General features: G+C 64.0%; 29 protein-coding genes. 16 read left to right on the top strand and 13 right to left on the bottom strand.

What is annotated here, in order from left to right:
* The 4 genes from AX703_RS27760 to AX703_RS04985 form a co-directional block, all read left to right on the top strand.
* Positions 1–190: hypothetical protein (locus AX703_RS27760; RefSeq protein WP_197423620.1), on the top strand; the 190-nt coding region annotated here is incomplete at its 5' end.
* Positions 187–870: an HAD family hydrolase gene (locus tag AX703_RS04995; protein WP_062343054.1), complete on the top strand. Its 684-nt coding sequence runs from the start codon at positions 187–189 to the stop codon at positions 868–870. The genes AX703_RS27760 and AX703_RS04995, both read left to right, overlap by 4 nt.
* Positions 871–1146: 276 nt before the next feature.
* A complete protein-coding gene (locus AX703_RS04990; protein WP_039333237.1) occupies positions 1147–2247 on the top strand; it encodes an inositol-3-phosphate synthase in 1101 nt (366 codons plus the stop codon).
* Positions 2248–2339: 92 nt separating this feature from the next.
* Positions 2340–3098, top strand: a complete 759-nt coding sequence (locus tag AX703_RS04985; RefSeq protein WP_062343052.1) for an NTP transferase domain-containing protein — start codon at positions 2340–2342, stop codon at positions 3096–3098.
* 57 nt (positions 3099–3155) lie between these two features.
* On the opposite strand, the gene AX703_RS04980 is transcribed toward AX703_RS04985, so the two are convergent.
* Positions 3156–3653: a DUF2141 domain-containing protein gene (locus AX703_RS04980; protein WP_039333233.1), complete on the bottom strand. Its 498-nt coding sequence runs from the start codon at positions 3651–3653 to the stop codon at positions 3156–3158.
* Positions 3654–3995: 342 nt separating this feature from the next.
* Between AX703_RS04980 and rpe the strand changes: the two genes are divergently transcribed.
* Genes rpe through purH form a run of 3 tightly spaced genes read left to right on the top strand, consistent with a single transcriptional unit; the run spans position 3996 to position 8165 of the window.
* Entirely contained in the window at positions 3996–4670 is a 675-nt protein-coding gene (gene rpe / locus AX703_RS04975) for a ribulose-phosphate 3-epimerase (protein WP_062343059.1), read from the top strand.
* 1 nt (position 4671) lies between these two features.
* On the top strand, positions 4672–6561 hold the full coding sequence (locus AX703_RS04970; protein WP_062343050.1) for a heparinase II/III family protein: 1890 nt from the start codon (positions 4672–4674) through the stop codon (positions 6559–6561).
* A 14-nt stretch (positions 6562–6575) separates the two neighbouring features.
* Positions 6576–8165, top strand: a complete 1590-nt coding sequence (purH, locus tag AX703_RS04965) for a bifunctional phosphoribosylaminoimidazolecarboxamide formyltransferase/IMP cyclohydrolase (RefSeq protein WP_062343048.1) — start codon at positions 6576–6578, stop codon at positions 8163–8165.
* Between the two features lie 185 nt (positions 8166–8350).
* Here purH and AX703_RS04960 read toward each other — a convergent pair whose 3' ends face one another.
* The 10 genes from AX703_RS04960 to AX703_RS04915 all read right to left on the bottom strand — a co-directional run bounded on the left by AX703_RS04960 (position 8351) and on the right by AX703_RS04915 (position 14971).
* Positions 8351–8983 carry a cell wall hydrolase gene (locus AX703_RS04960; RefSeq protein WP_062343046.1) on the bottom strand — a complete coding sequence of 211 codons (633 nt, stop codon included), beginning with the start codon at positions 8981–8983 and terminating at the stop codon, positions 8351–8353.
* Between the two features lie 213 nt (positions 8984–9196).
* Positions 9197–9541, bottom strand: a complete 345-nt coding sequence (locus AX703_RS04955) for a DUF1491 family protein (protein ID WP_039333226.1) — start codon at positions 9539–9541, stop codon at positions 9197–9199.
* Positions 9542–9547: 6 nt separating this feature from the next.
* Positions 9548–10030: a PaaI family thioesterase gene (locus tag AX703_RS04950; RefSeq protein ID WP_039333224.1), complete on the bottom strand. Its 483-nt coding sequence runs from the start codon at positions 10028–10030 to the stop codon at positions 9548–9550.
* Positions 10020–10481, bottom strand: a complete 462-nt coding sequence (locus AX703_RS04945; protein WP_039333222.1) for a PTS sugar transporter subunit IIA — start codon at positions 10479–10481, stop codon at positions 10020–10022. Before AX703_RS04945 ends, AX703_RS04950 begins: the two co-directional genes overlap by 11 nt.
* A gap of 173 nt (positions 10482–10654) precedes the next feature.
* Complete coding sequence (gene hpf / locus AX703_RS04940; RefSeq protein ID WP_062343044.1) at positions 10655–11239, bottom strand: ribosome hibernation-promoting factor, HPF/YfiA family; 585 nt, start codon at positions 11237–11239, stop codon at positions 10655–10657.
* Positions 11240–11307: 68 nt separating this feature from the next.
* A complete protein-coding gene (gene dnaQ, locus AX703_RS04935; RefSeq protein WP_039333217.1) occupies positions 11308–12009 on the bottom strand; it encodes a DNA polymerase III subunit epsilon in 702 nt (233 codons plus the stop codon).
* A 49-nt stretch (positions 12010–12058) separates the two neighbouring features.
* Positions 12059–12664, bottom strand: coding sequence for a dephospho-CoA kinase (gene coaE, locus AX703_RS04930; RefSeq protein WP_062343042.1), 606 nt, complete (start codon positions 12662–12664; stop codon positions 12059–12061).
* Complete coding sequence (aroE, locus tag AX703_RS04925; RefSeq protein ID WP_062343040.1) at positions 12661–13533, bottom strand: shikimate dehydrogenase; 873 nt, start codon at positions 13531–13533, stop codon at positions 12661–12663. The genes coaE and aroE overlap by 4 nt, the downstream gene beginning before the upstream one ends.
* Positions 13530–14132 carry a nucleoside triphosphate pyrophosphatase gene (locus AX703_RS04920; RefSeq protein WP_062343039.1) on the bottom strand — a complete coding sequence of 201 codons (603 nt, stop codon included), beginning with the start codon at positions 14130–14132 and terminating at the stop codon, positions 13530–13532. Before AX703_RS04920 ends, aroE begins: the two co-directional genes overlap by 4 nt.
* Positions 14129–14971, bottom strand: a complete 843-nt coding sequence (locus AX703_RS04915; RefSeq protein ID WP_039333360.1) for a pyruvate, water dikinase regulatory protein — start codon at positions 14969–14971, stop codon at positions 14129–14131. The genes AX703_RS04920 and AX703_RS04915 overlap by 4 nt, the downstream gene beginning before the upstream one ends.
* A gap of 341 nt (positions 14972–15312) precedes the next feature.
* Between AX703_RS04915 and hemE the strand changes: the two genes are divergently transcribed.
* Positions 15313–16341, top strand: coding sequence for a uroporphyrinogen decarboxylase (gene hemE, locus AX703_RS04910; protein WP_062343057.1), 1029 nt, complete (start codon positions 15313–15315; stop codon positions 16339–16341).
* Between the two features lie 82 nt (positions 16342–16423).
* Complete coding sequence (locus tag AX703_RS04905) at positions 16424–16867, top strand: CopD family protein (protein WP_062343037.1); 444 nt, start codon at positions 16424–16426, stop codon at positions 16865–16867.
* 143 nt (positions 16868–17010) lie between these two features.
* On the opposite strand, the gene AX703_RS27235 is transcribed toward AX703_RS04905, so the two are convergent.
* Positions 17011–17169, bottom strand: coding sequence for a hypothetical protein (locus tag AX703_RS27235; RefSeq protein ID WP_156135736.1), 159 nt, complete (start codon positions 17167–17169; stop codon positions 17011–17013).
* 212 nt (positions 17170–17381) lie between these two features.
* Between AX703_RS27235 and rho the strand changes: the two genes are divergently transcribed.
* The 7 genes from rho (at position 17382) to AX703_RS04870 (ending at position 24338) form a co-directional block, all read left to right on the top strand.
* A complete protein-coding gene (gene rho, locus AX703_RS04900; RefSeq protein WP_039333211.1) occupies positions 17382–18638 on the top strand; it encodes a transcription termination factor Rho in 1257 nt (418 codons plus the stop codon).
* 121 nt (positions 18639–18759) lie between these two features.
* Positions 18760–21321, top strand: a complete 2562-nt coding sequence (locus AX703_RS04895; protein WP_062343056.1) for a helicase-related protein — start codon at positions 18760–18762, stop codon at positions 21319–21321.
* Positions 21322–21338: 17 nt separating this feature from the next.
* Positions 21339–21623: an RNA-binding S4 domain-containing protein gene (locus tag AX703_RS04890; RefSeq protein ID WP_230487733.1), complete on the top strand. Its 285-nt coding sequence runs from the start codon at positions 21339–21341 to the stop codon at positions 21621–21623.
* 73 nt (positions 21624–21696) lie between these two features.
* Positions 21697–22035, top strand: a complete 339-nt coding sequence (gene fdxA / locus AX703_RS04885; protein WP_011443786.1) for a ferredoxin FdxA — start codon at positions 21697–21699, stop codon at positions 22033–22035.
* Between the two features lie 348 nt (positions 22036–22383).
* Entirely contained in the window at positions 22384–22908 is a 525-nt protein-coding gene (locus tag AX703_RS04880; RefSeq protein WP_011443787.1) for a CarD family transcriptional regulator, read from the top strand.
* 171 nt (positions 22909–23079) lie between these two features.
* Positions 23080–23883 carry a head GIN domain-containing protein gene (locus tag AX703_RS04875; RefSeq protein ID WP_231735384.1) on the top strand — a complete coding sequence of 268 codons (804 nt, stop codon included), beginning with the start codon at positions 23080–23082 and terminating at the stop codon, positions 23881–23883.
* Positions 23884–23990: 107 nt separating this feature from the next.
* The gene (locus tag AX703_RS04870) at positions 23991–24338 is read left to right on the top strand and encodes a hypothetical protein (RefSeq protein WP_082734418.1); all 348 of its coding nucleotides are present in this window, start codon (positions 23991–23993) and stop codon (positions 24336–24338) included.
* Between the two features lie 6 nt (positions 24339–24344).
* Here AX703_RS04870 and AX703_RS04865 read toward each other — a convergent pair whose 3' ends face one another.
* Positions 24345–25292, bottom strand: a complete 948-nt coding sequence (locus AX703_RS04865) for an L-threonylcarbamoyladenylate synthase (protein ID WP_062343033.1) — start codon at positions 25290–25292, stop codon at positions 24345–24347.
* Positions 25293–25297 lie beyond the last annotated feature (5 nt).

The raw sequence follows: 25297 nt of genomic DNA, 5'->3' as shown, positions 1-25297 counted from the left end.
ATACTGGGCCGCGTTCGAGCGGGTCCGCGAAACCAAGGACCTCGCCACTGCCTCGGTCGAGATGGTGCTGCATGAACTGGCGCAGGACGAGGCGACCGCCCCGCAGGTGCGCTGGCTCTCCGGCCTCAAGTGGTTCGAAGTCGACACGCCCGAGGACCTCGCCGTGGCCCGCGAAAGCCTGACCGCGTGAGCCAGGAGCAGAATGTCCGCGTTCTGGTGTTCGACCTCGACGGTACGCTGGTGCCGACGATGGAGGACTACGCCGACCGTGCGGCGCAATTGATGGAAGAATCATTCGGCACGCCGTTTGCGCAGGCCCGCCGCTCCTACTTCGCAACCTCGGGCCTGCCATTCGAAAAGCAGTTGCGCCAGCTTTACCCCGGGCAGGACACCGATCCGGTTGCGCAGCGCTTCGAGGACTGGAAGGACGGCTACCTTACCGGGATTGCCATTGCCCCCGACACGGCCGCGCTGCTGCAGCGGTGGCGCGATTCCGGCCTTCTCGTGGTCATCTCCTCGAACAACCTCGAGCAATATGTCGAGCGTCTGGCGAGCGATTGGCCGGTCGATTGCGCTTTGGGCTATCGCGCCCCGTCAATGGATGATCCCGGCTTTGCCAAGGGCGAACCGCACTTCGAAGCGATCGAGGAGCGGTTCGGAATCGACCGCTCCGCCTTCCTGTTCACCGGAGATTCACCGAACGACGCCCACATCGCGGCCGCCGCACGGGTGCGTTTTCGTGCTCTTCTGACCGATGCCTTTGGTCCGGAAGATTTCGAACGGGCGGTTCCGGGCACCCGGACCCTGATGAACCTGGCCGATCTCGGTGACCATATTGTAACGGTTGCCGACGCTGTGACCAGCTTGTGAAGGGCTTCTGGCGAAACGGGCTATCGCTGGCAGCTTTTTTCCGTTAAGGGCGCGGTCCCATCGGAAATTGCTGTGGCTTGCGCGCCCACCCTTTGGTGCAGCGCAGGCGGCACGATTGCGAGCAGGGAGTGGGGATTGCAAGGTCTGCCATGACCGGCGGTTCCCCGCTTCGTCTTGACGGACTGAGGATTCGGCTTGCATTCGATGGCATTTCGGTATTTTGAGGCAGTTTGATTACAGCCGCCGCAGGGCGCCTGTCTGAAGGGATCGTTATTCATGAAGCCAATCAAGGTCGCCGTGATCGGCGTGGGCAACTGCGCTAGCTCGCTGGTGCAGGGTGTAGCCTACTATCGCAACAACAATTCGTCGCAGGGCCTCATCCACGACCGCATTGGCGGCTATGGCGCCGGTGACGTCGATTTCGTGCTCGGCGTCGACGTCGATGCGCGCAAGGTTGGCAAGGACATCGCCGAGGCGATCTTCGCCGCGCCGAACAACACCACCGTGTTCCAGCCCAATGTCCCGATGACCGGCGGCAAGGTGATCATGGGCCGCGTGTCGGACGGCGTTGCCGCGCACATGACCTCGGTCGGCGAAAAGGGCTTCATCGTGGCCGACCAGCCCGAAGCCACCCAGGCCGACATCGTCAAGGCTCTCAAGGAATCGGGCGCCGAAGTTCTCCTGAACTTCCTCCCCGTCGGTTCGCAGGAAGCGACCGAATTCTACATGGAATGCGCGCTTGAAGCCGGCGTCGCCGTCGTCAACTGCATGCCCGTGTTCATCGCTTCGACCCCGGAATGGGAAGCGAAGTTCCGCGAGAAGCGCATCCCCATCGTCGGCGACGACATCAAGGCGCAGGTCGGTGCAACGATCGTTCACCGCGTGCTTTCCAGCCTGTTCGCTGCTCGCGGCGTGAACGTCGAGCGCACCTACCAGCTCAACACCGGTGGCAACACCGACTTCATGAACATGCTCGACCGCCAGCGTCTGGGCAGCAAGAAGGAATCGAAGACCGAGGCCGTGCAGGCAATGCTCGCCACGCGTCTCGAGGACGAGAACATCCACGTCGGTCCTTCGGACTATGTTCCCTGGCAGAAGGACAACAAGCTGTGCTTCATCCGCATGGAAGGCCAGCAGTGGGGCAACGTTCCGATGAACCTGGAACTGCGCCTGTCGGTTGAAGACAGCCCGAACTCGGCTGCTTGCGTGATGGACGCGATCCGCTGCTGCAAGGTCGCGCTCGACCGTGGCGAAGGTGGTGCGCTGATCGGCCCGTCGGCCTACTTCTGCAAGCACCCGCCGCAGCAGTTCAATGACGACGTCGCCGCCCAGATGGTCGACGAATACGCTTCGGTGGAGAAGCTCGCCGCTGAATAAGCGACAGCTTCCCTGACGGATTGAAAGGCCGGCCCGACGTTTCGTCTGGTCGGCCTTTTCATTTGGCTCCTAAACCTTTACCCGAAGCGACCATGGATGCGCTGATCATCGCTGCCGGTTTTGGCAGCCGCCTTGCCGAGCTTTCCCCGTCGAAGCCGATGACCCCGGTTGCAGGCGTGCCGCTGATCGAAATCGGCGTGCGGCAGGCCATGCAGGCCGGCGTTACGCGCGTCGTCGTGGTTACGGGCCATCAGGCCGACCTTCTGGAAGTTTTTCTTGCCGACCTTTCGATGCGCGCCGGCATCGAGATCGTGCCGGTGCGACTGACCAACTGGTCCACGCCCAACGGCCATTCGGTCATGGCCGGGGCCACGCGCTGCGACGGCAACTATCTGCTGATGATGGCCGACCACATGTTCGATGCCGACATTCTGGAGCGGCTGATCCACGAACACCGGCCGGACTGCGCCGTGACGCTGGCGGTTGACCGCCGCATCGACAACCCGCTGGTCGATCCCGAGGACGCGACTTGGGTCAAGATGGATGACGACGGCATGATTACCGCTATCGGCAAGACCATCGCACCCTATGATGCGGTCGATTGCGGGGCATTTCTGGCCACCCCGGACCTGGCCAGGGCGATCCACGAGGCGATTGCCGAAGGCAAGCCCGGCAGCCTTTCGGACGGCATGCAACGGCTCGCCGATGCAGGACGCGCGGGCACCATGGACATCGACGATGCGTGGTGGATGGACGTCGACGATCCGCGCGCCCATGCGCTGGCCGAGGAACTGGCGCCATGGCACCTGGCGCGCACTTTCGCGGATATCGGCGTGCCTGCGGGCGAGTAATACACAAGCTTCCCACCCCCAACCCCTCCCGCCTGCGGGAGGGGAGGAGGCAAGCGTTCACGGATACTTAAGATGAATCCGGGTCGACAGGCCGGACTTCGAGATGTTCAGGCGGACCGAGCGGAACGAGGGAATGCTTGCGATCGTCGGCGGATTGTTGGAAAAGCCGAAGCCTTCCTCGGGCAGGCCGAGAACCCCGCTGCGCTTGATGTTACGGCTCGCATCCTCGTCGTGATAGACGGCGAGCGCATAGACGCCGGGCTTGGGCACATAAAGGCACATGCGCGTTTCGGGCGCCGTGGCATCAACGCGGCCGACGTACATCGAGCCCTTCTTGACGAGGAACTTGCGCGGCTCGTCGGCATAGAGGGTCACCGCCATCAGTCCATTGCCGTTGCGCACGCCGTCGATCGTGACGTTGATCCAGGTGTCGCTCACCGGCCCTGCACAGTTCGGGCCAGCCGCACTGGCAGCAGTGCTTCCACCCATTGCAGTGGCGGCGAGTGCAGTGGCAGTCAAAGCGGCCGCAGCGCGCAGCCGTCTCGGCTTGGTCATATCAAAAAGCCCCGATTTCGATGTTTCCTGCGGCAACCGCTTGATCCACGCGCTTCCAATGAAAGCTCTCGCAGCGCCTCGTTTCTTCCCCGCCGATTCCAATAACGGCGGTTGGCTGGTTCGTTAAGTAAGATTCGTGCCGTGAATAGTGGCTGAACCCTTGGCTCGCCCGCCGTTCATCCCATCAACCGCCTCCAAAGCGGGACATTCCGTGTGGATAATGAGGCCGATAGTGCTTGTTCCGCCGATTCGCGAAAGGTAAGCGCAAGGGATGGGGTGGCTATGCCTGAGCGCATGAGCGTTTACCAATCTGCCTGCCACCCGACGCAGGAAGATGACCAGATGACCCCGCTGATTTCGCCGTCGATCCTTTCCGCAGATTTCGCCAAGCTGGGCGAGGAAGTGCGCGCAATCGATGCAGCCGGGGCAGACTGGATCCACGTCGACGTGATGGACGGCCACTTCGTGCCCAACATCACGATCGGACCGATGGTGGTAAAGGCGCTGCGCCCGCACACGACCAAGCCGTTTGACGTGCACCTGATGATCTCGCCGGTCGATTCCTACCTTCAGGCATTTGCCGATGCCGGGGCGGACATCATCACGGTTCATCCCGAAGCAGGCCCGCACATTCATCGCACGGTTCAGGCGATCAAGGGCCTTGGCAAGAAGGCGGGCGTTTCGCTCAACCCCGGAACCCCGGCGAAGATGCTCGATTACCTTATCGATGACGTCGATCTGGTCCTGATCATGAGCGTGAACCCCGGGTTTGGCGGGCAGAGCTTCATTTCCAGCCAGCTTCGCAAGATCGAGGCGGTGAGGAAAATGATCGACAAGTCGGGCCGTGACATCCACCTCGAGGTCGACGGCGGGGTCGACACCCGCACGATCCGCTCCTGCGTCGAAGCCGGGGCCGACGTGCTGGTCGCCGGGACCGCCACGTTCAAGGGCGGCCCTTCGCAGTATGCGGCCAACATCGCCGCCCTGAAGGCCCTCGGGCAGGGTGAGGCCGCCTGACATGGAGACACGCGGCTTCCCGGATGTTGGAAGTCGCCCGGCAGGTGCTGGCCGCTCTGCTCTCACGCCCGCCATCCCGCTCGATGCGACGAAGGAGGAACCGCTGGCCGATCCGACGCCCGAGGCAAGCAGCCGCTACGTGGCGCTTGACGACGACCGCCCGGACCCGGCGGTGATCGAGCCGGGGCGCGCGCTTGCCCTTGCCGATTTCGCACCTCCCGCCATCGGCACGGGCGACAGGCTGGTGCGGTTCGCCTACAGCCTGGGACTTCCGGCCAGCGCGATCCATCCTTTCCGCAAGCGCGCCCGCACGCGATTGACGGCCACGGTCACGCCGCCGCTGCCGGGCGATGCCGCAGCGGGCAAGGCCTTGCGCGCCGGGCATTTCCTTGTCCACGGCTACAAGTCACCCATCGCCGACACGGCTTTTTCGGGGCCCCGCCTGTCGCCCTCGTTCGAGCGGATGGTCCATGGTTTCCGCTGGCTGCGCGATCTTGAATCGGGCGGCACGCGGGCACAATGCGCACAAGTGGCCGAGCGTATTCTCCAGACCTGGCTGGCCGCCAATCCCAAGCCGGACCCCACGCCGGCGTGGGACGTGGGCAATGTCGGCCACCGCCTGCTGAACTGGATGGTCCACGCACCGCTGATCCTTTCGGGCCAGGACCGCGCGTTCCGGACGCGGGTGCTGCACACGATCGAGGACACGGCGCGCTGGCTCGACCGCCGCGTGACCAAGGCTGACGACCGGCTTTCCGAAGTGGCAGGCTGGTGCGCGCTGGTCGCGGTCGGTCTGCTCATGGCCGATGGCAAGCCGCGCCGCCTTTATGGCGAGGCCGGGCTGGTCAAGGCGCTGGGCGAACTGGTGGGTGACGATGGCGGCGTGCTGTCGCGCAGCCCGCTCTGCCAGATCGAGGCGATCGAGCTGCTGGTGGACCTGCGCGCCTGCTACGAAGCGATCCGGGCCGAACCGCTACCGCAGATCCAGACGATGCTGACGCTGCTGGTGCCGCCCCTGCTGGCGCTGCTTCACGGCGATGGCGGCCTTGGCAACTGGCAGGGCGCGGGCGCGATCCCGGCCGAGCGGATCGAGGAACTGGTGCGCGCCAGCGGCGTCCGCACGCGGCCCCTGCGCGATGCGCGGCAGTGGGGCTACCAACGCGCGACGGCAGGCAAAGCGGTGCTGCAGTTCGATGCGGGGCCGCCGCCGGTAGCGCGGCATACGCGCGATGGCTGTGCTTCGACGCTGGCATTCGAGCTGAGCCACGGGGCGGAGCGACTGATCGTAAACTGCGGTGGTGCAGCCTTCGCCGGAGGCATGATCCCGCTGCGGCTTGAACAGGGCCTGCGCGCGACGGCAGCGCATTCGACGCTGACGATCGACGATTTCAATTCCACCGCAGTGCTGATCAACGGCAAGCTGGGGTCAGGCGTGTCCGAGGTCGAGGTCGATCGGCGCACACTTTCGGCCGAAGGTGCAGGGCCCGGCGCGACGCGGATCGAGGCGAGCCACAACGGTTATGTCAGCCGCTACGGCCTGACCCACCGCCGCATCCTGATCCTGCGCGATGACGGGACCGAGCTGCGCGGCGAAGACCTGCTGGTGCCGTCGGGGCGCAAGGGCAAGCGCGGGATGATCGGCGTTGCTCTGCGCTTTCATCTCGGGCCCCATATCGAACTGGCCGCCAGCGCGGATGGCAAAGGCGTGACGCTATCGCTGCCAGACGGCAGCCTGTGGCAGTTCCGCTCTGGCCGCGATGCGGTCGGAATAGAGGAATCCCTCTGGGCAGACGGGCTCGGAAGGCCTATCGGCACGCGGCAATTGGTCGTGACGGCCAAGGTTCCCCGCAGCGGCGAGAGCTTCTCCTGGCTGCTGAAGAAGATGCGATAGATAGGAATTCCCACGTGAGCGAGGTTACGATCAAGCGGGCGCTGCTTTCGGTGTCCGACAAGTCCGGTCTTGTGGATCTTGGCAAGGCGCTGGCAGCGCGCGGCGTCGAGCTGCTTTCGACCGGCGGCACCGCCAAGGCACTGCGCGATGCAGGCCTCACCGTGAAGGACGTGTCCGAGCACACCGGCTTTCCAGAAATGATGGATGGCCGCGTCAAGACACTGCACCCGACGATCCACGGTGGCCTTCTGGCCGTGCGCGACAATCCCGAACACGCCGCCGCCATGGCCGAACACCAGATCGGCGCGATCGATCTGGTCGTGGTCAACCTCTATCCCTTCGAGGCGACCGTGGCCAAGGGTGCCGAGCGCGACGAAGTGATCGAGAACATCGACATCGGCGGACCTTCGATGGTGCGCTCTGCCGCCAAGAACCACGATTACGTGACGATCCTGACCGACGCTGCGGACTACGCCACGTTCCTGGGTGAGCTGGAGCAGACCGGCGGCGCGACGACGCTGGCCTTCCGGCGCAAGATGGCGGCCAAGGCCTATGCGGCGACGGCGGCCTATGACTCGGCGATCTCGCAGTGGTTCGCCACCGTGGACCAGGGCGAGCACTTCCCGCCCGTCCTCGCCACCGCGCACACCCGCGTGACGACGCTGCGCTATGGCGAGAATCCGCACCAGGACGCAGCGCTCTATGTGCCGCGCAATCCTGCCGTCACCGGCCTGCCACAGGCAACCCAGGTGCAGGGCAAGGAGCTGTCCTACAACAACTACAACGATGCCAACGCCGCGCTGGAACTGGTGGCGGAGTTCGCCGGCGCCAAGCCGACCGTGGTCATCGTCAAGCACGCCAATCCCTGCGGCGTCGCCACGGCGGATACGCTGCTCGATGCGTGGAAGGACGCGCTGGAGTGCGATTCGGTTTCGGCATTCGGCGGCATCGTGGCGACCAACGTTCCGCTCGACGGGCCGACCGCGAACGCGATTTGCGAAATCTTCACCGAGGTGGTCGTGGCGCCCGGCGCCGACGATGCGGCCAAGGAAGCCTTTGCGCGCAAGAAGAACCTGCGCCTGCTGCTGATCGACAGCCTGCCCGATGCCAATCGCAAGGGCCTGACGACGGTGCCGATCGCAGGCGGCCTGCTGGTGCAGGATCGCGATGCCGGCAAGATCGAGAAGGCCGACCTCAAGGTCGTGACCAAGCGCGCCCCGACCGAGCAGGAGCTGGAAGACGCCCTGTTCGCGTGGACCGTAGCCAAGCACGTCAAGTCAAACGCGATCGTCTATGCCAAGGACGGCGTCACCGCCGGTATCGGTGCGGGCCAGATGAATCGCCGCGACAGCTCGCGCATTGCGGCAGCCAAGGCCAAGGAAGCGGCTGAAACCCACGGTTTTGGCGAAGTGCGCACGGTAGGCTCTGCCGTTGCTTCGGATGCGTTCTTCCCGTTTGCCGATGGCCTGATGGCGGCGGTGGAAGCAGGCGCGACCTGCGTGATCCAGCCCGGTGGCTCGATCCGCGACGAAGACGTGATCAAGGCCGCCGACGAGGCCGGCCTGGCCATGGTCTTCACGGGCATGCGCCACTTCCGACATTGATTGCGTTGCAAACCCACCCCCAACCCCTCCCGCCTGCGGGAGGGGAGCGAGACTTGGCGAGCCGCAGGCGAGTTTAGTCGCAGCGGGGTGGGCATCACACTAACGTTGGCTGTCAGGAACATAGCAAAAGGGCCGGCCCCGCATCGGGGACCGGCCCTTTTCATTGCCGTCCAAGGCAGCTGAAATCAGCGATAGAAGATATGGCTGTCGACGCGCGCGATGCGGGTCTTGCCCCAGCGCGGTGAGACGTGCGCCGCGTGGAAGAACATTGCGCCCTCTACCGGGCTCTTCCACAGGCCTTCATCGGCGATCTTGGCGATGCGCACGGCCGTCTGCCAGGCGCGGCTGTCGCGGTTGATTGCCGGCATGCCGTGGCCGCGAACGAACGAAAACTGCGAGGGCTGGTAGACCACGCCGCAGTACGACGAAGGAAAGCGCCCGGAATTGGCGCGAGCGACGATCACGCGACCGACGGCAAGCTGTCCGGCAAGAGTTTCGCTCTTTGCTTCGAAGTAGACGGCGCCGGCAAGGCACTCGAGCTCGTTCGACAGTGTGGCGGGAATCGGGGTGTCCTCGACCAGCTCGGCAAGCGAATCCGCGTCGGCGGCTTCAGCTTCGATGGCAGCTCCGGGCGTTGCGGTGGCAACGGCTTGAATCGGGGTGGGCTGAACCACGGGCTGGGAGATGAAGGTCGCGGTGATCGCGGCCGGGGTGTTGAGGCTTTGAGCGGCGGCGTGGGATCCGCCAGTGCTGAGAAGCGTTGTGATGAAAGTCGCAGCAATGCTGAAGCTGGCTGCGTATTTGAATTTCGTGCTCATACTTTGTCGTCAATGGGCGGTGAGCTTCCTGCCATGGCGCGACAAAAGGCCGGTGTGCGCGAACGATGCCGCGTGCCGGTCAATCGCCGAAGGGCCATGTCGGTTGCCCCCCGTCTGCGTGCCAGTGCGTCGGGCCTTGCTGCCGTCCGTCACCGCCTGCGCAAAAATCGGTATGGGGCCTTTATTGTGCGCTGCGGAAGAGTCAACCCGCGTTCAGCCAGCGGAAAGGTTGTCCCGGACGAACCGTTCGCGATCCGCGACGGTCAGTTCAACTATCCACACGTCCGGATCCTGCTGCATTCGGCGGCTCAGATAGTCTTCGAATTCCTGCTTATTATCAATTACTTGTGACTTGGAAACCCGCCATTTGCGGCGTCCATCAACGTCGGGCATGCGTTCGTAAAGAATGCCAAGAGACTGATTTTCCAAGATAACAATCAGGACTGTTCCGCCATCGCGTTCGCCCTTGTGCAGCACCATGGCAAAGCCGCCTTCGGCTTGGACCGCACGGATGATTCCCTGGACTTCGAGGTGTGCCGGAAGGCGCGATTCCGTCACTGCGGATCAGGCGAGCGCGGCGCGCAGGCCGGCGTTGTAGCCATCGAGGCTGGACAAGGGGATGCGCGAGCGCTGGAACGTGCCGGTTCCCCGCCCCACTTCCTCGCCTTCCTCATCGATCAGGCGCGCTTCGGCCACGAGCACGCGGCGCCGGCCCGAGACCCAGCGCCCTTCCGCCGTGACGCGCCCGCCCTTGATCGGGCGGCTGAAGAACAGGTTGAACGATGTGGTCAGCAGGAAACGGTCGGTAACCAGCGTGTTCGCAGCGTAGAACGCGGCGTCATCGAGCATCTTGAAGTAGATGGTGCCATGGGCCGCCCCAGCAGCATGAAAACACGAGGGCGAGACATCGAAATGGATGCGGGACAAGCCCTCGCCGACGATTTCCAGGCGGGATTCGAACAGGCTGTTGACCGGCGCCGAAGCGTAGAGACCTTCCAGCGCGCGCCAGTGCAGGCTTGCGCTGTCGGCGCCGTCCTCAGGCGGCATCGCGATCGATGACGTTGACAAGCAGGCCGTAGATCGCATCGGCATCGGTAGCGGAGACCAGACGCTCGTGCATCCGCTCGTCCCGCATCAGGCGCGAGATCGCAGCGAGGGCCTGAAGATGCGTGGCGCCAGCCTGCGAGGGCGAGAGCAGACCGAACACGCAATCGACCGGCATGCCATCGGCGGCGGCAAATTCGACCGGATTCTCGAGCCGGAAGAACACTGCAACCGGACGTTCCAGCCCGTCGATACGCGCGTGGGGAATGGCAACGCCTCGGCCGAAGCCGGTGCTGCCAAGCTTTTCGCGTTCCTCGATCCCATCGATCACCACTTCCTTGTCGAGCGCGTAGACCGACGCGAAGCAGGCAGCGAGATCGGCAAGGATCTGCTGCTTGGAATCGGCGCGGATGACGCGGACAGCTTGTGGATCGAGTTGGAACAGAGCCGACATACGGTAAAACGTATCACATGAGTGCAAAGGCACGGTGAATTGGGGCGCGCCATGCTCCCGAATGCGGGGGAAGGCAAGCGCAAAGCACGTTCCTGGGCCGTACGCAGGCTTGCATTTGCCATCCCCGGCCCGCCGTGGCGAGCCGGGTTGGCCTGGCGGTCCTTACTTGGGCCTTACTTGGGTTCGACCCAGCCGATCGATCCGTCACCACGGCGATAGACCATGTTGTGCACCCCGGTGCCGGCGTTCTTGAACAGCAGGGCATTGGTGTTGCGCAAGTCGAGCATCATCACTGCGTCCGAGACGCTGGCGGTGGGCACGTCGACGCGGGTTTCGGCGATGACCAGCGGTGCGTCGGCGGGTTCTTCCTCACCCGCTTCGTCATGGGCGAAGACGGTGTAGGCGGCTTCCTGCAGTTCGAAGTTGGCCTCGTCTGCCTTGCGGGCGTGATCGGCGCCTTCATGGCGGTCCTTGATGCGGCGGCGATAACGGCGCAGCTGCTTCTCGATCTTCTCGGCCGACTGGTCGAGCGCAACGTGCGCGTCCTGCGCCACGGCGCTGCCCTTGAGGATCAGGCCCTGGGTCACGTGGGTTACGATGTCACATCGAAAGCCCCCGTGCGGGGCCTTGCCCAAGGTCACGTTCGAGGAAAGCGCTCGGGAAAAGTGCTTGTCGACGATGGCGCCGAGGCGCTCCTCGGCATGGGTCTGCAGCGCAGCGCCGGTTTCGACCTGGTGTCCCGAAACGCGAATATCCATAAGTCACTTCTCCTGTCACTCGGGCGAGACGCCCGGTCTGACTGAACCCACGGGCAAGCCGGAAGGTTTCAGCGCGACCAGATCGGCTCGGCAAAGCCCGCCATGAATTCGGCATGACGGGCAAGCTCCTCTGCGCTCGCAGCGTGCGGGCGCGGGGAACGGAAGGTGCGGGTCAGGCTGGAGGTGACGGTGATCGACTCCTCCACCACGACGAGACCGGCTGCCCCTGCGGCAACTGCCGCCAGTTCAAGGCCGATCTGCCGCCCGCCCATCAGCTCGACATAGAGCTGGGCGAGCAGTTCCGCGTCAAGTAGCGCCCCGTGCTTGGTGCGGTGGCTGCGATCTATGCCGTAGCGCGTGCACAAGGCATCGAGGCTGAGCTTGGCACCGGGGTGCTTGCGCCGCGCGATCGCCACCGTATCGACCATGCGATCCCGGCTGACAGGTTGGCGCCCGCACATTTCCAGCTCATTGTTGATGAAGCCGAAGTCGAATCCGGCGTTGTGCGCGACCATCGGCGAGTCGGCGATGAAGGCGAGAAACTCGTCTGCCAGTTCGGCAAACTTCGGCTTGTCGGAAAGGAATGTGATCGACAGGCCGTGGACAGCTTCAGCCTCGGCCGGCATGTCGCGCTCAGGATTGAAATAACAATGGAAAACCTGGCCCGTAGGCACCCGGTTGACCATTTCGACACAGCCGATCTCGACCAGCCGATCCCCGCTTTTCGGGTCCAGTCCGGTCGTCTCGGTATCGAAAACGATCTCACGCATTGAAGAATATGTGGACCCCTCGCCGCGGACTGGCAAGGGGGTGAGACGGTTACTGACGGGGGTTTTTTTCCCGGATGGCCGCAACCAGCGCGGCAACTTGGGCCTCCGTCTCGGCGAGGGTGACGCCGGTGTTGATCACGTGGGTCGCCCGGGCGCGCTTCTCGGCGTCAGGCACCTGTAGCGAAAGAATGTGGGCGAATTTTTCGGGCGTCATGCCGGGACGGGCGAGCACGCGCTTTCGCTGCACCTCGGCGGGGGCGGAGACGACCATGACCGCGTCGAGGTCAGCCCCATGGCCCTTTTCATAAAGCAGCGGAATGTCGAACACCACGAGCGGTTCGCCCATGTGCTCTACCATGAAGGCGTGGCGCATGCGGGCGACGGCGGGATGGACGATGGCTTCAAGACGCTTCAATGCTTCGGGATTGCCGAATACCCTTGCCCCCAATTCCTGCCGTTTGACGCCTTCGGGGCCGGTGGTGCCGGGGAAGGCTTCCTCGATGGCCGGGATCAGCTCGCCGCCCGGGCCTTGCAGGTGGTGCACGGCGGCATCGGCATCGAATACCGGCACGCCCAGTTCGCGCAGCATCAGCGCGACGGCAGACTTGCCCATGCCGATCGAGCCGGTGAGTCCGAGGATGTAAGGCCTGCTCACGCCAGAATTCTCGCACGAAGTTCGTCGTCTGCCTGCCCGCGCGGCGGCACGGCGCCGAAGAAGCGGCGGAAGGCGTGGTCGGCCTGGCCGATCAGCATCGACAGGCCATCGACCGTGCGGAATCCGGCAGCCCTGGCGGATTTCAGGAACTCGGTTTCGAGCGGGCTGGTGACGATGTCGTAGAATACCGAGCCCGGCGGGGCGTGGGTCATGTCGAAGGCGAGCGGGGGTTGACCGCTCATGCCCAGCGACGAGGCGTTGACGACGAGATCGAAGCAGCCTTCGCGGTCGTCGAAAGCGAAATCGGTGGCGTCGGCGAAGTGATCTAGCGGGGCGACGTGGTGCTCGCCCTGCGGATCGAGTTCGTCGAGCAGGGCACGGGCCTTTTCGACATTGCGGCCGGCCAGCACCACGACCATGTGCTCGTCCGCCAGCGCGGCAATGATCGCCCGCGCCGCGCCGCCGGTGCCGAGCACGCGGGCCATGCGGAAGTAGTGAGGTCTGCCGAGGTCTTCGCGCAGCGGTTCGAGGAAGCCGGGCGCGTCGGTATTGTAGCCGACCAGCATGCCGTCTTCTGGCACCACGGTGTTTACCGCGCCGATGCGCGCGGCCATGGGGTCCAGCCGGTCGAGCAGTGGAATCACCGCCTGCTTGTGCGGCATGGTCACGTTGCAGCCGCGCCAGTCAGGATCGGCGCGACGCGCGGCAAGGTAGTCTGCGAGACCTTCAGGCTTCACGTGCGCGCGATCATAGCGCCCTTCCAGGCCGAGCTTTTCCAGCCAGAAGCCGTGGATCACCGGGGATTTCGATTGTGCGATCGGATCGCCGATCACTTCGGCATAAGGCCCGGAAACTTTGTCAGGCTTCAAGACGGCAACTCACCCTGTTCACGCAACGCGCCCAGCAGCGCCAATAGCGGCATTCCGAGAACCGTGAAGTGGCTGCCCTCGATTCTCTCGAACAGTTGCACGCCCAGCGCCTCGATGCGGAACACGCCGACACAGCCCGAAACCTCAGGCCACTCCCTGTCGAGATAGCTCTGGATAAATGCGGGAGAAAGCTCCCGGACCCGCAGGTTTGCGGTCTCGCAGGTTTTCCACACCACCTTGCCATCGCGCATCAGCACGGCAGCGGAATGGAGGTGCAAGTCTTTGCCTGAGAAGAATTCGAGATGCTCGGCAGCGTTCTCGCGGCTCGTCGGCTTGTCGAACTGACGGCCGCAGACCTCGACCATCGAGTCCCCCCCGAGCACCAGCCGTCCGGGCATGGCGAGGGACACGGCAAAAGCCTTGGCTTCGGCAAGAACGCTGGCAATCTGGCAGCCGGTGACGCCGATCAGCTCGCGCTTGATCGCGGCTTCGTCAACATCGGATGTGCGCGTCTCGAAGGGCACGCCTGCAGCTTCGAGCATCATCCGGCGCGAAAAGCTCTGGCTGGCCAAAATCAGCTTCTGGGGCACGAATGTCATATCGGTTTTGCTCCGTCCCCGCTGCCGCCAGCAGCGCCACGTTCGTTATAGAGATTGATCACGGCCGCTGCTGTTTCCTCGATTGAACGCCGCGACACGTCGATCACCGGCCAGCCATTGTCTGCGAACATGCGGCGGGCGTACTGCACTTCGCGCGTCACCTGTTCGTTGTCGACATATGCGGTCTCGGGCGCCTGGTTCAAGGACAGGAGGCGGTTGCGACGCACCGCGATCAGGCGCTCCGGGCTGGTGGTGAGGCCCACGACCATTGGCCGACGCAGGGAAAACAGCATCGGCGGCGGCGGGCTTTCCACCACGATCGGAATGTTCGCCACCTTGTATCCACGATTGGCAAGGTAGATCGAGGTCGGCGTCTTTGAACTACGCGAAACGCCGGCGAGCACGATGTCGGCCTCTTCCCAGTTTTCCCAGTTCACGCCGTCATCGTGGGCAATGGTGAACTGGATCGCATCGACGCGGGCGAAATAGGCCTCGTCCATCATGTGCTGGCGGCCGGGGCGACCCTTGGCCTGAACGCCGAGCTGCTGCTGCAGCGCATCCGTCACCGCATCGAGCGCGGGGACCATCGGCAGGCCCAGGGCAATGCAGCGCTGTTCCAGTCGCTCGCGCGTTTCGGCATTGACCAGCGTGAACAGGACAAGTCCAGGATTTGCGGCAATTTCGCCCATGATGCGATCGAGATGCTGCATCGAACGCACCATCGGCCAGAAATGCCGCACGACGTCTGCGCCATCGAACTGCGCGAGCGCCGCCTTGGCGATCATTTCCAGCGTTTCACCAGTGGAATCCGACAGGAGGTGCAGGTGCAGGCGCTGCATTGGCGGGCTTTCCGTGGACATCCGGGCAGGGTCGGGATGACCCTGTGGAAACAGCACCGATAAACCACGGGACAGAGTCAGGGACAAGTTTGACCCGCAGATTCACCCTCGATCCGAGTCATCTTCAGGGGCACTTGTGGACAAGTGGACAGCGTTTTCCCCAGCCTGTGGAGAGCGGTGAGAACTTCGCGTTGACTCATGTGCTGTCCAGAGTCGCGAACAGCAAAAAGTGTGGAAGCGGACTCACAAATCGGGCAGTGACACGCAATCCCCGGTTTCCACAGGGCCAACAAACACCTTCAACCTGATTCTAAGAATCTATTTTAGTGGATTGGATCGAAATGCCCGGCCCTCTTCTCAGGACTCTTCAGGGTGAGAATCTTTCTTGTCGGCCGATCTGGCTGATGCGCCAGGCGGGGCGCTACCTGCCCGAATACCGCGAGTTGCGCGCTGAAAAGGGCGGTTTCCTGGCGCTGGTCTATGACACTGACGCCGCGGCAGAAGTGACCGTGCAACCGATCCGCCGCTTCGGTTTCGACGGTGCTATCCTGTTCTCAGACATCCTGATCGTGCCCTATGCGATGGGTCAGGATCTCAAGTTCCTCGTCGGCGAAGGCCCGGACCTGTCTCCGCGCCTGCTCGACGTTGCGCTGGAAAGCCTTGTCGCGGTGCCTGAGCGCCTTTCGCCGATCTACGAGACGGTGGCCAAGGTGAAGGCACAGATCGGCCCTGAGACGACGCTGCTGGGCTTTGCCGGAAGCCCATGGACGGTTGCCACATACATGGTGGCAGGCGAAGGCAGCCGCGATCATCACGATACCCGTGCGCTGGCCTATCGCGATCCCGGCCAGTTCCAGGCGATCATCGATGCCATCACGCAAGTGACCATCGAATACCTTTCGGGACAGGTCGAGGCCGGTGCCGAAGGCCTGCAGCTGTTCGATTCATGGTCGGGCAGCCTTGCCCCTGCCGAATTCGAACGCTGGGTCATCGCGCCCAATGCCAGGATCGCGGCCGAAATACAGCGCCGTTATCCGCACGTGCCGGTGATCGGCTTCCCCAAGGGCGCAGGCGAGAAGCTGGCCGCCTATGCCCGCGAGACGGGGGTCAATGCCGTGGGCGTCGACGAGACCATCGACCCGCTGTGGGCTGCGCGCGAAATGCCTTCCGGGATGCCGGTGCAGGGCAACCTCGATCCGCTGCTGCTGCTGGCAGGCGGACCGGAGCTGGAAAAGCAGACGATCCGCGTCCTCGAAGCCTTCGCCGACCGTCCGCACGTGTTCAACCTGGGCCACGGGATCGGCCAGCACACTCCGATCGAAAACGTCGAGGCCCTGCTGAAGATCGTGCGGGGCTGGTCGCGCGACTGAACTTTTCGGGCACTTGCAAACCCCGGTTTCTGCGCCGAAATAGCCCTCAGCAGGGGCGCACTGGCAGGCGGAGCCGCAACAGATGCAGCAGGTATTGGCGATGCTCTATCTCTGGCTCAAGGCGGGCCATGTCATCTTCGTGATTTTCTGGATGGCCGGCCTGTTCATGCTGCCGCGCTTCTTTGTCTACCATCAGGAGGCGTCGGAAGGCTCGCCAGAAAATGCGATCTGGGTGGATCGCGAGCGCAAGCTGATGAAGATCATCATGTGGCCGGCGCTGGTGGTGGTCTGGGTGCTCGGGCTGCTGCTGGCGGTGGACATCGGCGCATTTGCGCAAGGGTGGTTCCACCTCAAGCTGGCCTTCGTCCTGGTGCTGACGGCCTATCACTTCTGGCTGGCCAGCTACGCGCAGTTGCTCGCCCAAGGGGTGCGGAAGCTTTCAGGCAAGAAGCTGCGCATGCTCAACGAGATCCCGGGCATCGCTGCCGCGGTGATCGTGATCATGGTGATCGTGAAGCCGTTCTGATTTTTGGTTTCACGCAAAGACGCGAAGACGCAAAGAGTTTCCGAGCGCCGCAGGCTTCGCGGGCCGGTAAAGCGCCCGGATTGTTCACTCGGCTTCGCCGAAGCACGACATCTTCGCGCCTTTGCGTGAGAAATCCTTTTTCTTCAGCCGCGCAAGGTCCGCAGGCCATCGCGCATTGCGTTACGCACCAGGTGCATGGGTGAACGCGGCAGATGCTTCCATTGCGAGCCCCAGGCATTGGCCGGAGCATCTTGTGCCTGCGGGCGGGGGAAGGTTTCGCCGCGGCGGGGCAATCTGATCATTGTTGTTCCTCTCGAAAGACCGGTTTTCCGGTTTGATGCCGGGAGGATACCACCCCCGTGCCCCTATCCACAATTGACTATCGGCTGGCGCAGGCATATCTGCGGCGAACCGGAATGCAGATGTGCTGCCGATCGATGCAGCCGCCCTCTCGCTTTCTCCAAGCCCTTCAGAGGTTTCCGGCCATCTATCCAACCCTTTGGAAAAACACGAAATGCACCTGAAGGAACTCAAGCAGAAAACCCCCGCCGAGCTGGTCCAGATGGCCGAAGAGCTCGAGGTCGAAGGCGCCAGCACCATGCGCCGCCAGGACCTGATGTTCGCCATCCTCAAGGAAATGGCGGAAGACGGCGAGGAAATCCTCGGCATCGGCACGATCGAAGTCCTGCCCGACGGCTTCGGCTTCCTGCGCAGCCCCGAGGCCAACTACCTTGCCGGCCCTGACGATATTTATGTTTCGCCCAACCAGGTCCGCAAGTGGGGCCTGCGCACCGGCGATACCGTCGAAGGCGAAGTCCGCGCGCCCAAGGATGGTGAGCGCTATTTCGCGATCACCCGCCTGATCAAGGTGAACTTCGACGAGCCGGAGGCCGTGCGCCACCGCGTCAACTTCGACAACCTCACCCCGCTCTACCCGAACGAGCGCCTCAAGCTCGACACGCTCGACCCGACGGTCAAGGACAAGTCGGCCCGCGTGATCGATCTGGTCAGCCCGCAGGGCAAGGGCCAGCGCGCGCTGATCGTCGCCCCGCCGCGCACCGGCAAGACCGTGCTGCTGCAGAACATGGCCAAGGCGATCACCGACAACCACCCGGAAGTCTTCCTGATCGTGCTGCTGGTCGACGAACGCCCGGAAGAAGTCACCGACATGCAGCGCAGCGTGAAGGGCGAGGTCATCTCCTCGACCTTCGACGAGCCCGCCACGCGCCACGTGCAGGTTGCCGAGATGGTCATCGAAAAGGCCAAGCGCCTGGTCGAGCACAAGCGTGACGTCGTCATCCTGCTCGATTCGATCACTCGCCTGGGCCGGGCCTACAACACCGTGGTGCCCTCCTCGGGCAAGGTGCTGACCGGCGGTGTCGACGCCAATGCCCTGCAGCGCCCCAAGCGCTTCTTCGGTGCTGCCCGCAACATCGAGGAAGGCGGCTCGCTGTCGATCATCGCCACCGCGCTGATCGACACTGGCAGCCGCATGGACGAAGTGATCTTCGAAGAATTCAAGGGCACCGGCAACTCGGAAATCGTGCTCGACCGCAAGGTTGCCGACAAGCGCATCTTCCCCGCGCTCGATGTGGGCAAGAGCGGCACCCGCAAGGAAGAGCTGCTCGTGCCGAAGGACCAGCTCTCGAAGATGTGGGTCCTGCGCCGCATCCTCATGCAGATGGGCACTGTCGATGCGATGGAGTTCCTGCTCGACAAGATGAAGGATTCGAAGACCAACGAAGACTTCTTCGCGACGATGAACCAGTAACTCTGGGGGAACCAGTAACTCTGGAAACCAGTAAGCTCGATGAGCGCACGAGAATCGAGGGCGGGGATAAATTCCCCGCCCTTTCTTGTTTATGGGCATCATGCCCGCCACATTCAGACACATGGCCCCGCGCATTCCTGCCCAGCCTCGGAAGAGCGCCCACACCGGCGCAAATGGTGGAGGCGTGGTCAAGGCGGTGCTTGGGCCGACCAACACCGGCAAGACCCACCTCGCGATCGAACGTCTCTGCGCGCACTCCTCGGGTGCGATCGGCTTTCCGCTGCGGCTGCTGGCGCGTGAGGTCTATGACCGTGTCTGCGCGATCAAGGGCGCGAACAACGTCGCGCTGATCACCGGCGAGGAGAAGATCGAGCCCAAGGGTGCGCGCTGGCATCTCTGCACGGTCGAGGCGATGCCTTCGCGCCCGGATCTTGCCTTCGTCGCGCTGGACGAGGCTCAGCTCTCCGCCGATCCCGAACGCGGCCACGTCTTCACCGATCGCCTGCTGCACACGCGCGGTCGCGAGGAGACGATGCTGCTTGGCTCCTCGACATTGGAGCCGATGATCAAGGCGCTGGTGCCCGAGGCGGAAATCGTCACTCGCCCGCGCTTTTCGACGCTCACCCATGTCGGTGCCAAGAAGCTTTCGCGCATTCCGCCGCGCAGCGCGATTGTCGCCTTCAGTGCCGAGCAGGTCTATGTCATGGCCGAGATGCTGCGGCGCTTCCGCGGCGGTGCGGCGGTGGTCATGGGGGCGCTCAGCCCGCAGACCCGCAATGCCCAGGTGGCGATGTACCAGGCGGGCGAGGTCGACTATCTCGTCGCCACCGATGCCGTGGGCATGGGGCTCAATCTCGATGTCCATCATGTCGCCTTCGCCGGTTTGTCCAAGTTCGACGGCCATCGCCAGCGCCGCCTGACGACAGCGGAAATGGCACAGATCGCCGGCCGCGCCGGGCGGCACCAGCGCGATGGCACTTTCGGCACGTTGGCAGGCGCGGGCGGCACCAATCCTGAATTCACCGACGAGGAAATCTACGCGATCGAGGAACACCGCTTCCCGCCCCTCACCCGCCTGTTCTGGCGCGAGGCGGAGCCACGTTTCGACAGCATTGCAACATTGATCGAGGACCTCGAAAGCCTTCCCCCTCGCCCCGAACTGGCGACACCTCCGCAGGCTATCGACCTTGCTGTGCTCAAACGCCTGGCCGAAGATGCGGATACGGCATCGAGCGTTCGTGGTAAGCGTGCGGTCGAACGGTTCTGGGACGTCTGCCGCCTGCCCGATTTCCGCTCGCAGGGGGAGGAAACGCACAGCCGCTTCGTCGCCCGCCTGTGGCAGGATCTGCGCCATGGCTATCTCGGCGCGGACTACGTGGCGCAGGCGATCGCCCAGCTCGACAATCCTTCGGGCGATATCGACACTCTGCAGGCTCGAATTTCCGCAATCCGTTCGTGGGCTTACATCGCGCAGCGGCCTGACTGGGTGCTGGCCAAGGACGAAATGTCCGCCCGCGCCCGCGCCGTAGAGGCGCGCCTTTCCGATGCGCTGCACGCGCGGCTGACCGAACGCTTCGTCAATCGCCGCACTGCCGTGCTGATGCGCAAGGCCGAGGCTGACGCATCGCTGCTGCCGGTGCGTCTGTCGGACGAGGGCGCGGTACTCGTGGATGACGAGCCGATCGGACATCTTGAGGGCTTCCGCTTCGTGGTCGATCCCCTCGCCCGTGCCGAGGATCGCCGACTGCTGCTGGCTGCCGCCGAGCGCCACTTGCCGGGCCTCCTGCACAATCGCGCCAAGGCGCTGGCCAAAGCCACGCGCGAATCCAGGGGCATCGAGTTCGAGGACACCGCGCTGGTCTGGCAGGACACGGTGGTCGCCAAGCTCGAGCGCGGGCGAACCATGCTGGCCCCTCGGCTCAAGCCCGACGTCGCGCTGGACAGGCTTGCTCCCACCGACAAGGCGGAAGTCGTCGCGGCGCTGGACGGCTGGTTGCAGACGCAGCACCAGCGCCATCTCAAACCCCTGCTTGCGCTCGACGAAGCCAGCCGCGATCCCGCTTCCGGGCCTGAACTGCGCGCGCTGCTGCTCCATCTCGTGGAAGCGGGCGGGGTGCTGGTGCGGGAAGGCTCGGGACTGGACCGGCTCGACGCAGCGCAGCGCCAGCGCCTGAAGAAGCTGGGCGTGCGCATTGGTGCGCTCGACCTGTTCCTGCCCAATGCCTTGCGCCCTGGCGCGATGCAGGCGTGGCACCGGCTGGCGCGCATCTGGGGCAGACCAGCGCCCCTGCCGCCCGAGACGATGCAGCCGGTTGTCCACGCGAAGATTGCACCTGCCGGATACCGCAGGCTCGGCAACGAAAATCTTCGGGTCGATCTTGCCGAAAAGCTGCTCCAGGCGGCGCATGCAACCCGCATGGCCACGAAGGCAAGGCGCGTCTTCCTGGATCCCGCGATTGCCCGCTCGATGAATCTTTCGACCGCTGCTTATGCCGCCTTGCTGCGTGCCGGAGGCTTTCGCGTGCACATGGGGCGCAGCCTGCCCGAAAAGGCATTCGGCCCCCCGCACCCGCCACTATGGGACTGGCGGCCTTCCCGTCGCGAACCTGCGACCGAGCCGGAAAGACCGAAGCCGCCACCCACAGGAGCATTTGCCGCGCTCGCCGAACTGGTGGCGCGATAGGAGAGGAGACAGCCTGCTTGCGGATCGACAAGTTCCTCTGGTTCACCCGTTTCGCCGGCAGCCGCGGCCTTGCCCAGGATTGGGTTTCCGCGGGCCACATCCGCCTCAACGGCCGCCGGATCGAGCGATGCAGCGCGGGCGTGAAGATGGGCGACGTGCTCGTCCTGCCGATGCGCAGCCGGGTGACCGTTATCGAGGTTCTGGCGATCCCCGGACGGCGCGGCCCGGCCAGCGAAGCACAATCCTGCTACCGTGTGCTCGAAATTCCTGACCAATCCTCGCCAGACGGGTTGCCGGTTTGATGGCCCCGCTTGACGCCACGGCATAAAGGCCTCTAGCACGGCCTCAAACGAAGACCTGAGGGATCAAATCGCCATGACCTACGTCGTCACCGACGCCTGTATCCGCTGCAAGTTCATGGATTGCGTCGAAGTGTGCCCCGTTGATTGCTTTTACGAGGGCGAGAACATGCTGGTGATCAACCCCAGCGAGTGCATCGACTGCGGCGTGTGCGAACCGGAATGCCCGGCCGAAGCGATTCTGCCCGATACCGAATCCGGGCTCGAGCAGTGGCTTGAACTGAACGCCAAGTATTCGGCAGAGTGGCCGAACATCACCGCCAAGAAGGACGCTCCGGCCGATGCCGACGAGCACAAGGGCGAAGAAGGCAAGTTCGACAAGTACTTCTCCGCCGAGCCCGGCGAAGGCGACTGATTTCAGCACGTTGCAAGGGCCGGTGGCTCCTGCCGCCCTTGCGCTTCCGACCCTCCGCCTGCGCAGCGTAAGGCGTTTGTTGTCTCCGCAACGGAGACAGCAAACGATTTCCGCTGCGCTGCAGTGCGTTCAGGGGTGGTAATTTTGTTGCCGAGATGTTATGTAGGCCGTCAAGCGCCGGTGGGTTCATGCCCGTCCGGCGTCTTTCACCACGAAAAACGGCAGGACAAGAACAGCAACCGGATCGCAAGCCTCGCATGACCGTCGATCCGGCGGGCTCATGTCCATTTCCCCCAAGGCTTCGCTGATCTCCGTTTGCCGGTCCTGCCCGCGTCGAAAGGATTACCAATGGCAGGTAAGGCTCTCGCCTTCGATGTTGGGGACTACGTCGTTTATCCGAAGCATGGTGTCGGCCGGGTGGTCGAACTTCAGGACGAAGAAATTGCCGGCATGAAGCTGCAGCTCTACGTGCTGCGCTTCGAAAAGGAACGCATGACTTTGCGCGTTCCTGTCAACAAGGTCGAAGCGATCGGCATGCGCAAGCTGTCGTCCGACAAGACGCTGCGCGAAGCGCTCGATACTCTCAAGGGCAAGCCCAAGGTCAAGCGCACCATGTGGTCGCGCCGCGCCCAGGAATACGAAGCGAAGATCAACTCCGGTGACCTCGTGTCGATCGCCGAAGTGACGCGCGACCTGTTCCGCGCCGACGATCAGCCGGAGCAGTCCTACTCGGAACGCCAGATCTTCGAAGCGGCTTCCTCGCGCCTCGCCCGCGAACTCGCGGCAATGGAAAAGACCGACGAGCCTGCTGCGCTCAAGAAGATCCTCGCGATCCTCAACGAACACGCGCCGAAGTACTACGAAACGGCCTGATCCGTTTGACGCACTGGCGCATGAAAAGAGGCCTCCGGGAAACTGGGGGCCTTTTTCGTTGCCACTTTTGCGACCAACTTATGGCCCGGCTCCACCAACGACTTGGTCGAGATCGTATCACCGTGTTATATCGGCAATACAGTCAGAAATAGCGTCAGGAGTGACCAAGTCATGTTAAAGAATTTTGCTCGCGCGCTTGCTGGTGTTGCCGTCATGGGTCTGGCCACTGCGCTCGCTGGTTGTGACGGCGGCAATATCTCGTTCAATGGCAAGAAGGGCGTTCCGCTTGCCGATCTCGATCTGAGCGGTGCGGCGCCGACCGGCATTGCCCTGCTCGGTCCCGACAACGTGCGCATCACCCGGGGCGACAAGCTGGCGATCACGGTCGAGGGCGAAGGCGCCGACAAGCTGCGCTTTGCCCTGTCCGAAGGCCAGCTTGGCATCACGCGCGAGGATTGGAAGCTCGGCCAGTCAACCCGCGCGGCTACGGTCAACGTCACGCTTCCAGCGTTGAGCGAGGTCGTGCTGGCCGGATCCGGCAATCTTACCACAGACCAGCTCGGCGGCAGCGATGCCAAGATCACCGTCGCCGGGTCAGGCGTGGTCGAGGCGCGCGCGATCGACGCGCAGAAGCTCGGCATCGACGTGGTCGGTTCGGGCAAGCTGCGCGCGGCGGGCAAGGCCAGGGAATTGAAGATGACTGTCGCCGGCAGCGGCGATGCCGAAATGGACGGGCTGACGGTCGACGATGTCAAGGTCGACGTTGCCGGTTCGGGCAATGCCCGCTTTGCCTCCAACGGACACGTCAACGCCAACATCATGGGTTCGGGCGAAGTGCGTGTTTTCGGCCGCGCTACCTGCAAGGTCAGCGCCATGGGCTCGGGCAAGCTGGTCTGCGAGAATGGCGTCACGCCGAACAGCGATAAGGATACGGCAGGCGCGGCTGACGCCAGCGAAGATGCCGACGGCCAGTGACCTGCAGTGCAACCTGCACCGGATTGACTCCGCGAGGACCAAACTGGTGCAGGTCCTGCTTGCCAAGTGGCTAGGATAGTGGGATTTTTCCCTTGAGGGAGAAGTTCATGCGCCGTCGCCTGAAAGGGCTTTCCATTCTGGCGTTCGCGCTTTCCGGCTGCGTCGCCAAAAGCGCGTTCGACCTGGCGACAGCGCCGGTGCGGGTGGGCGCGAAGGCCGTCAACACGACGGCTGGCGTCTACGATCGCATCACGGTCAGCGATTCCGAGCGGGACCAGAAGCGCGGCCGCGAAATCCGCCGCCGTGAAGAGCGCTATGGCAAGCTTGCGCGGCAATACGAAGAGGCGCGCCGCGATTGCAGCCGTGGTGATGATGAGGCCTGCAGTGACGCCCGCAGCATCTATGCCGAGATGGACGCGATGCGGGCCAGCGTGCCCTATGAGGCACGCGACTAAAGCGCTCTAGGCCGCAGCACGGCGCAGGCGGTCGTTGATCGCCACGCCGATGCCTTCGTCGGGGATCGGTGCCACGGCGATAAGCGGTTGCGGCGCTGCCGAGCCTTGATGCAGGCAGGCGTAGAGCCGCGCCGCCCCCTCAGCCAGATCGCCCGTCGCCGACAGCGTCACGTCTCCCGCGATATTGCCGAAGCCGATCAGGAACTCCCCTGCCCGCGCCTCCACCGCGTTCAGCCGCACGGGCTTGCCCGGGGCGTAGTGGTTCGCCAGCTGCCCCGGAGCCTCGATCTTTGCTGACGTCATGGCGGCGCTCTGTCCGCCCAGGACGCCGGCAATTTCGGCTTCGGTGATCGGGCCCGGACGCAGGACGGTCCATGACCCATCCGCGCGCAGGCCGACGATCGTGGATTCGATTCCCTGCCGCGTTTCGCCGCCATCGAGAATCAGGTCGACGCGGTCACCCAGCGATGCCGCGACATGGGCTGCGCTGGTCGGGCTCACCCCGCCCGAGCGATTCGCCGATGGCGCGGCGAGTGGCAATCCACAGGTTTTCAACAGGGCCTGCATTACCGGATGTGCCGGACAACGCAGGGCCACGGTGGGCAATCCGGCGCTGACGGCGGGCGCCAATAGTGCACCCTCGCGCAAGGGCAGGACAATGGTCAGCGCACCGGGCCAGAAGGCCTTCGCCAGGCTCGTCGCGCGCCTGTCAAACAGAGCAAGAGCTTCGGCGGCCGTAACGTCGGGCACGTGCACGATCAGCGGGTTGAAATCGGGCCGGCCCTTGGCGCGGTAGATCCCGGCCACCGCCGCATCGTCGTCGGCGCGGGCGGCCAAGCCATAGACCGTCTCGGTCGGCACGGCGACCGTCCCGCCGCGCGTGATGACCTGCGCGGCGAGCTCGAGTCCTCGGGCGTCGGACAGATGCACTTTGGAAGGCTTTGTCGGCTCCATCAGGC

It is taken from the genome of Novosphingobium sp. CCH12-A3 (assembly GCF_001556015.1).
GTDB lineage: Bacteria > Pseudomonadota > Alphaproteobacteria > Sphingomonadales > Sphingomonadaceae > Novosphingobium > Novosphingobium subterraneum.
This window is presented reverse-complemented; position numbering and strand designations above follow the sequence as displayed.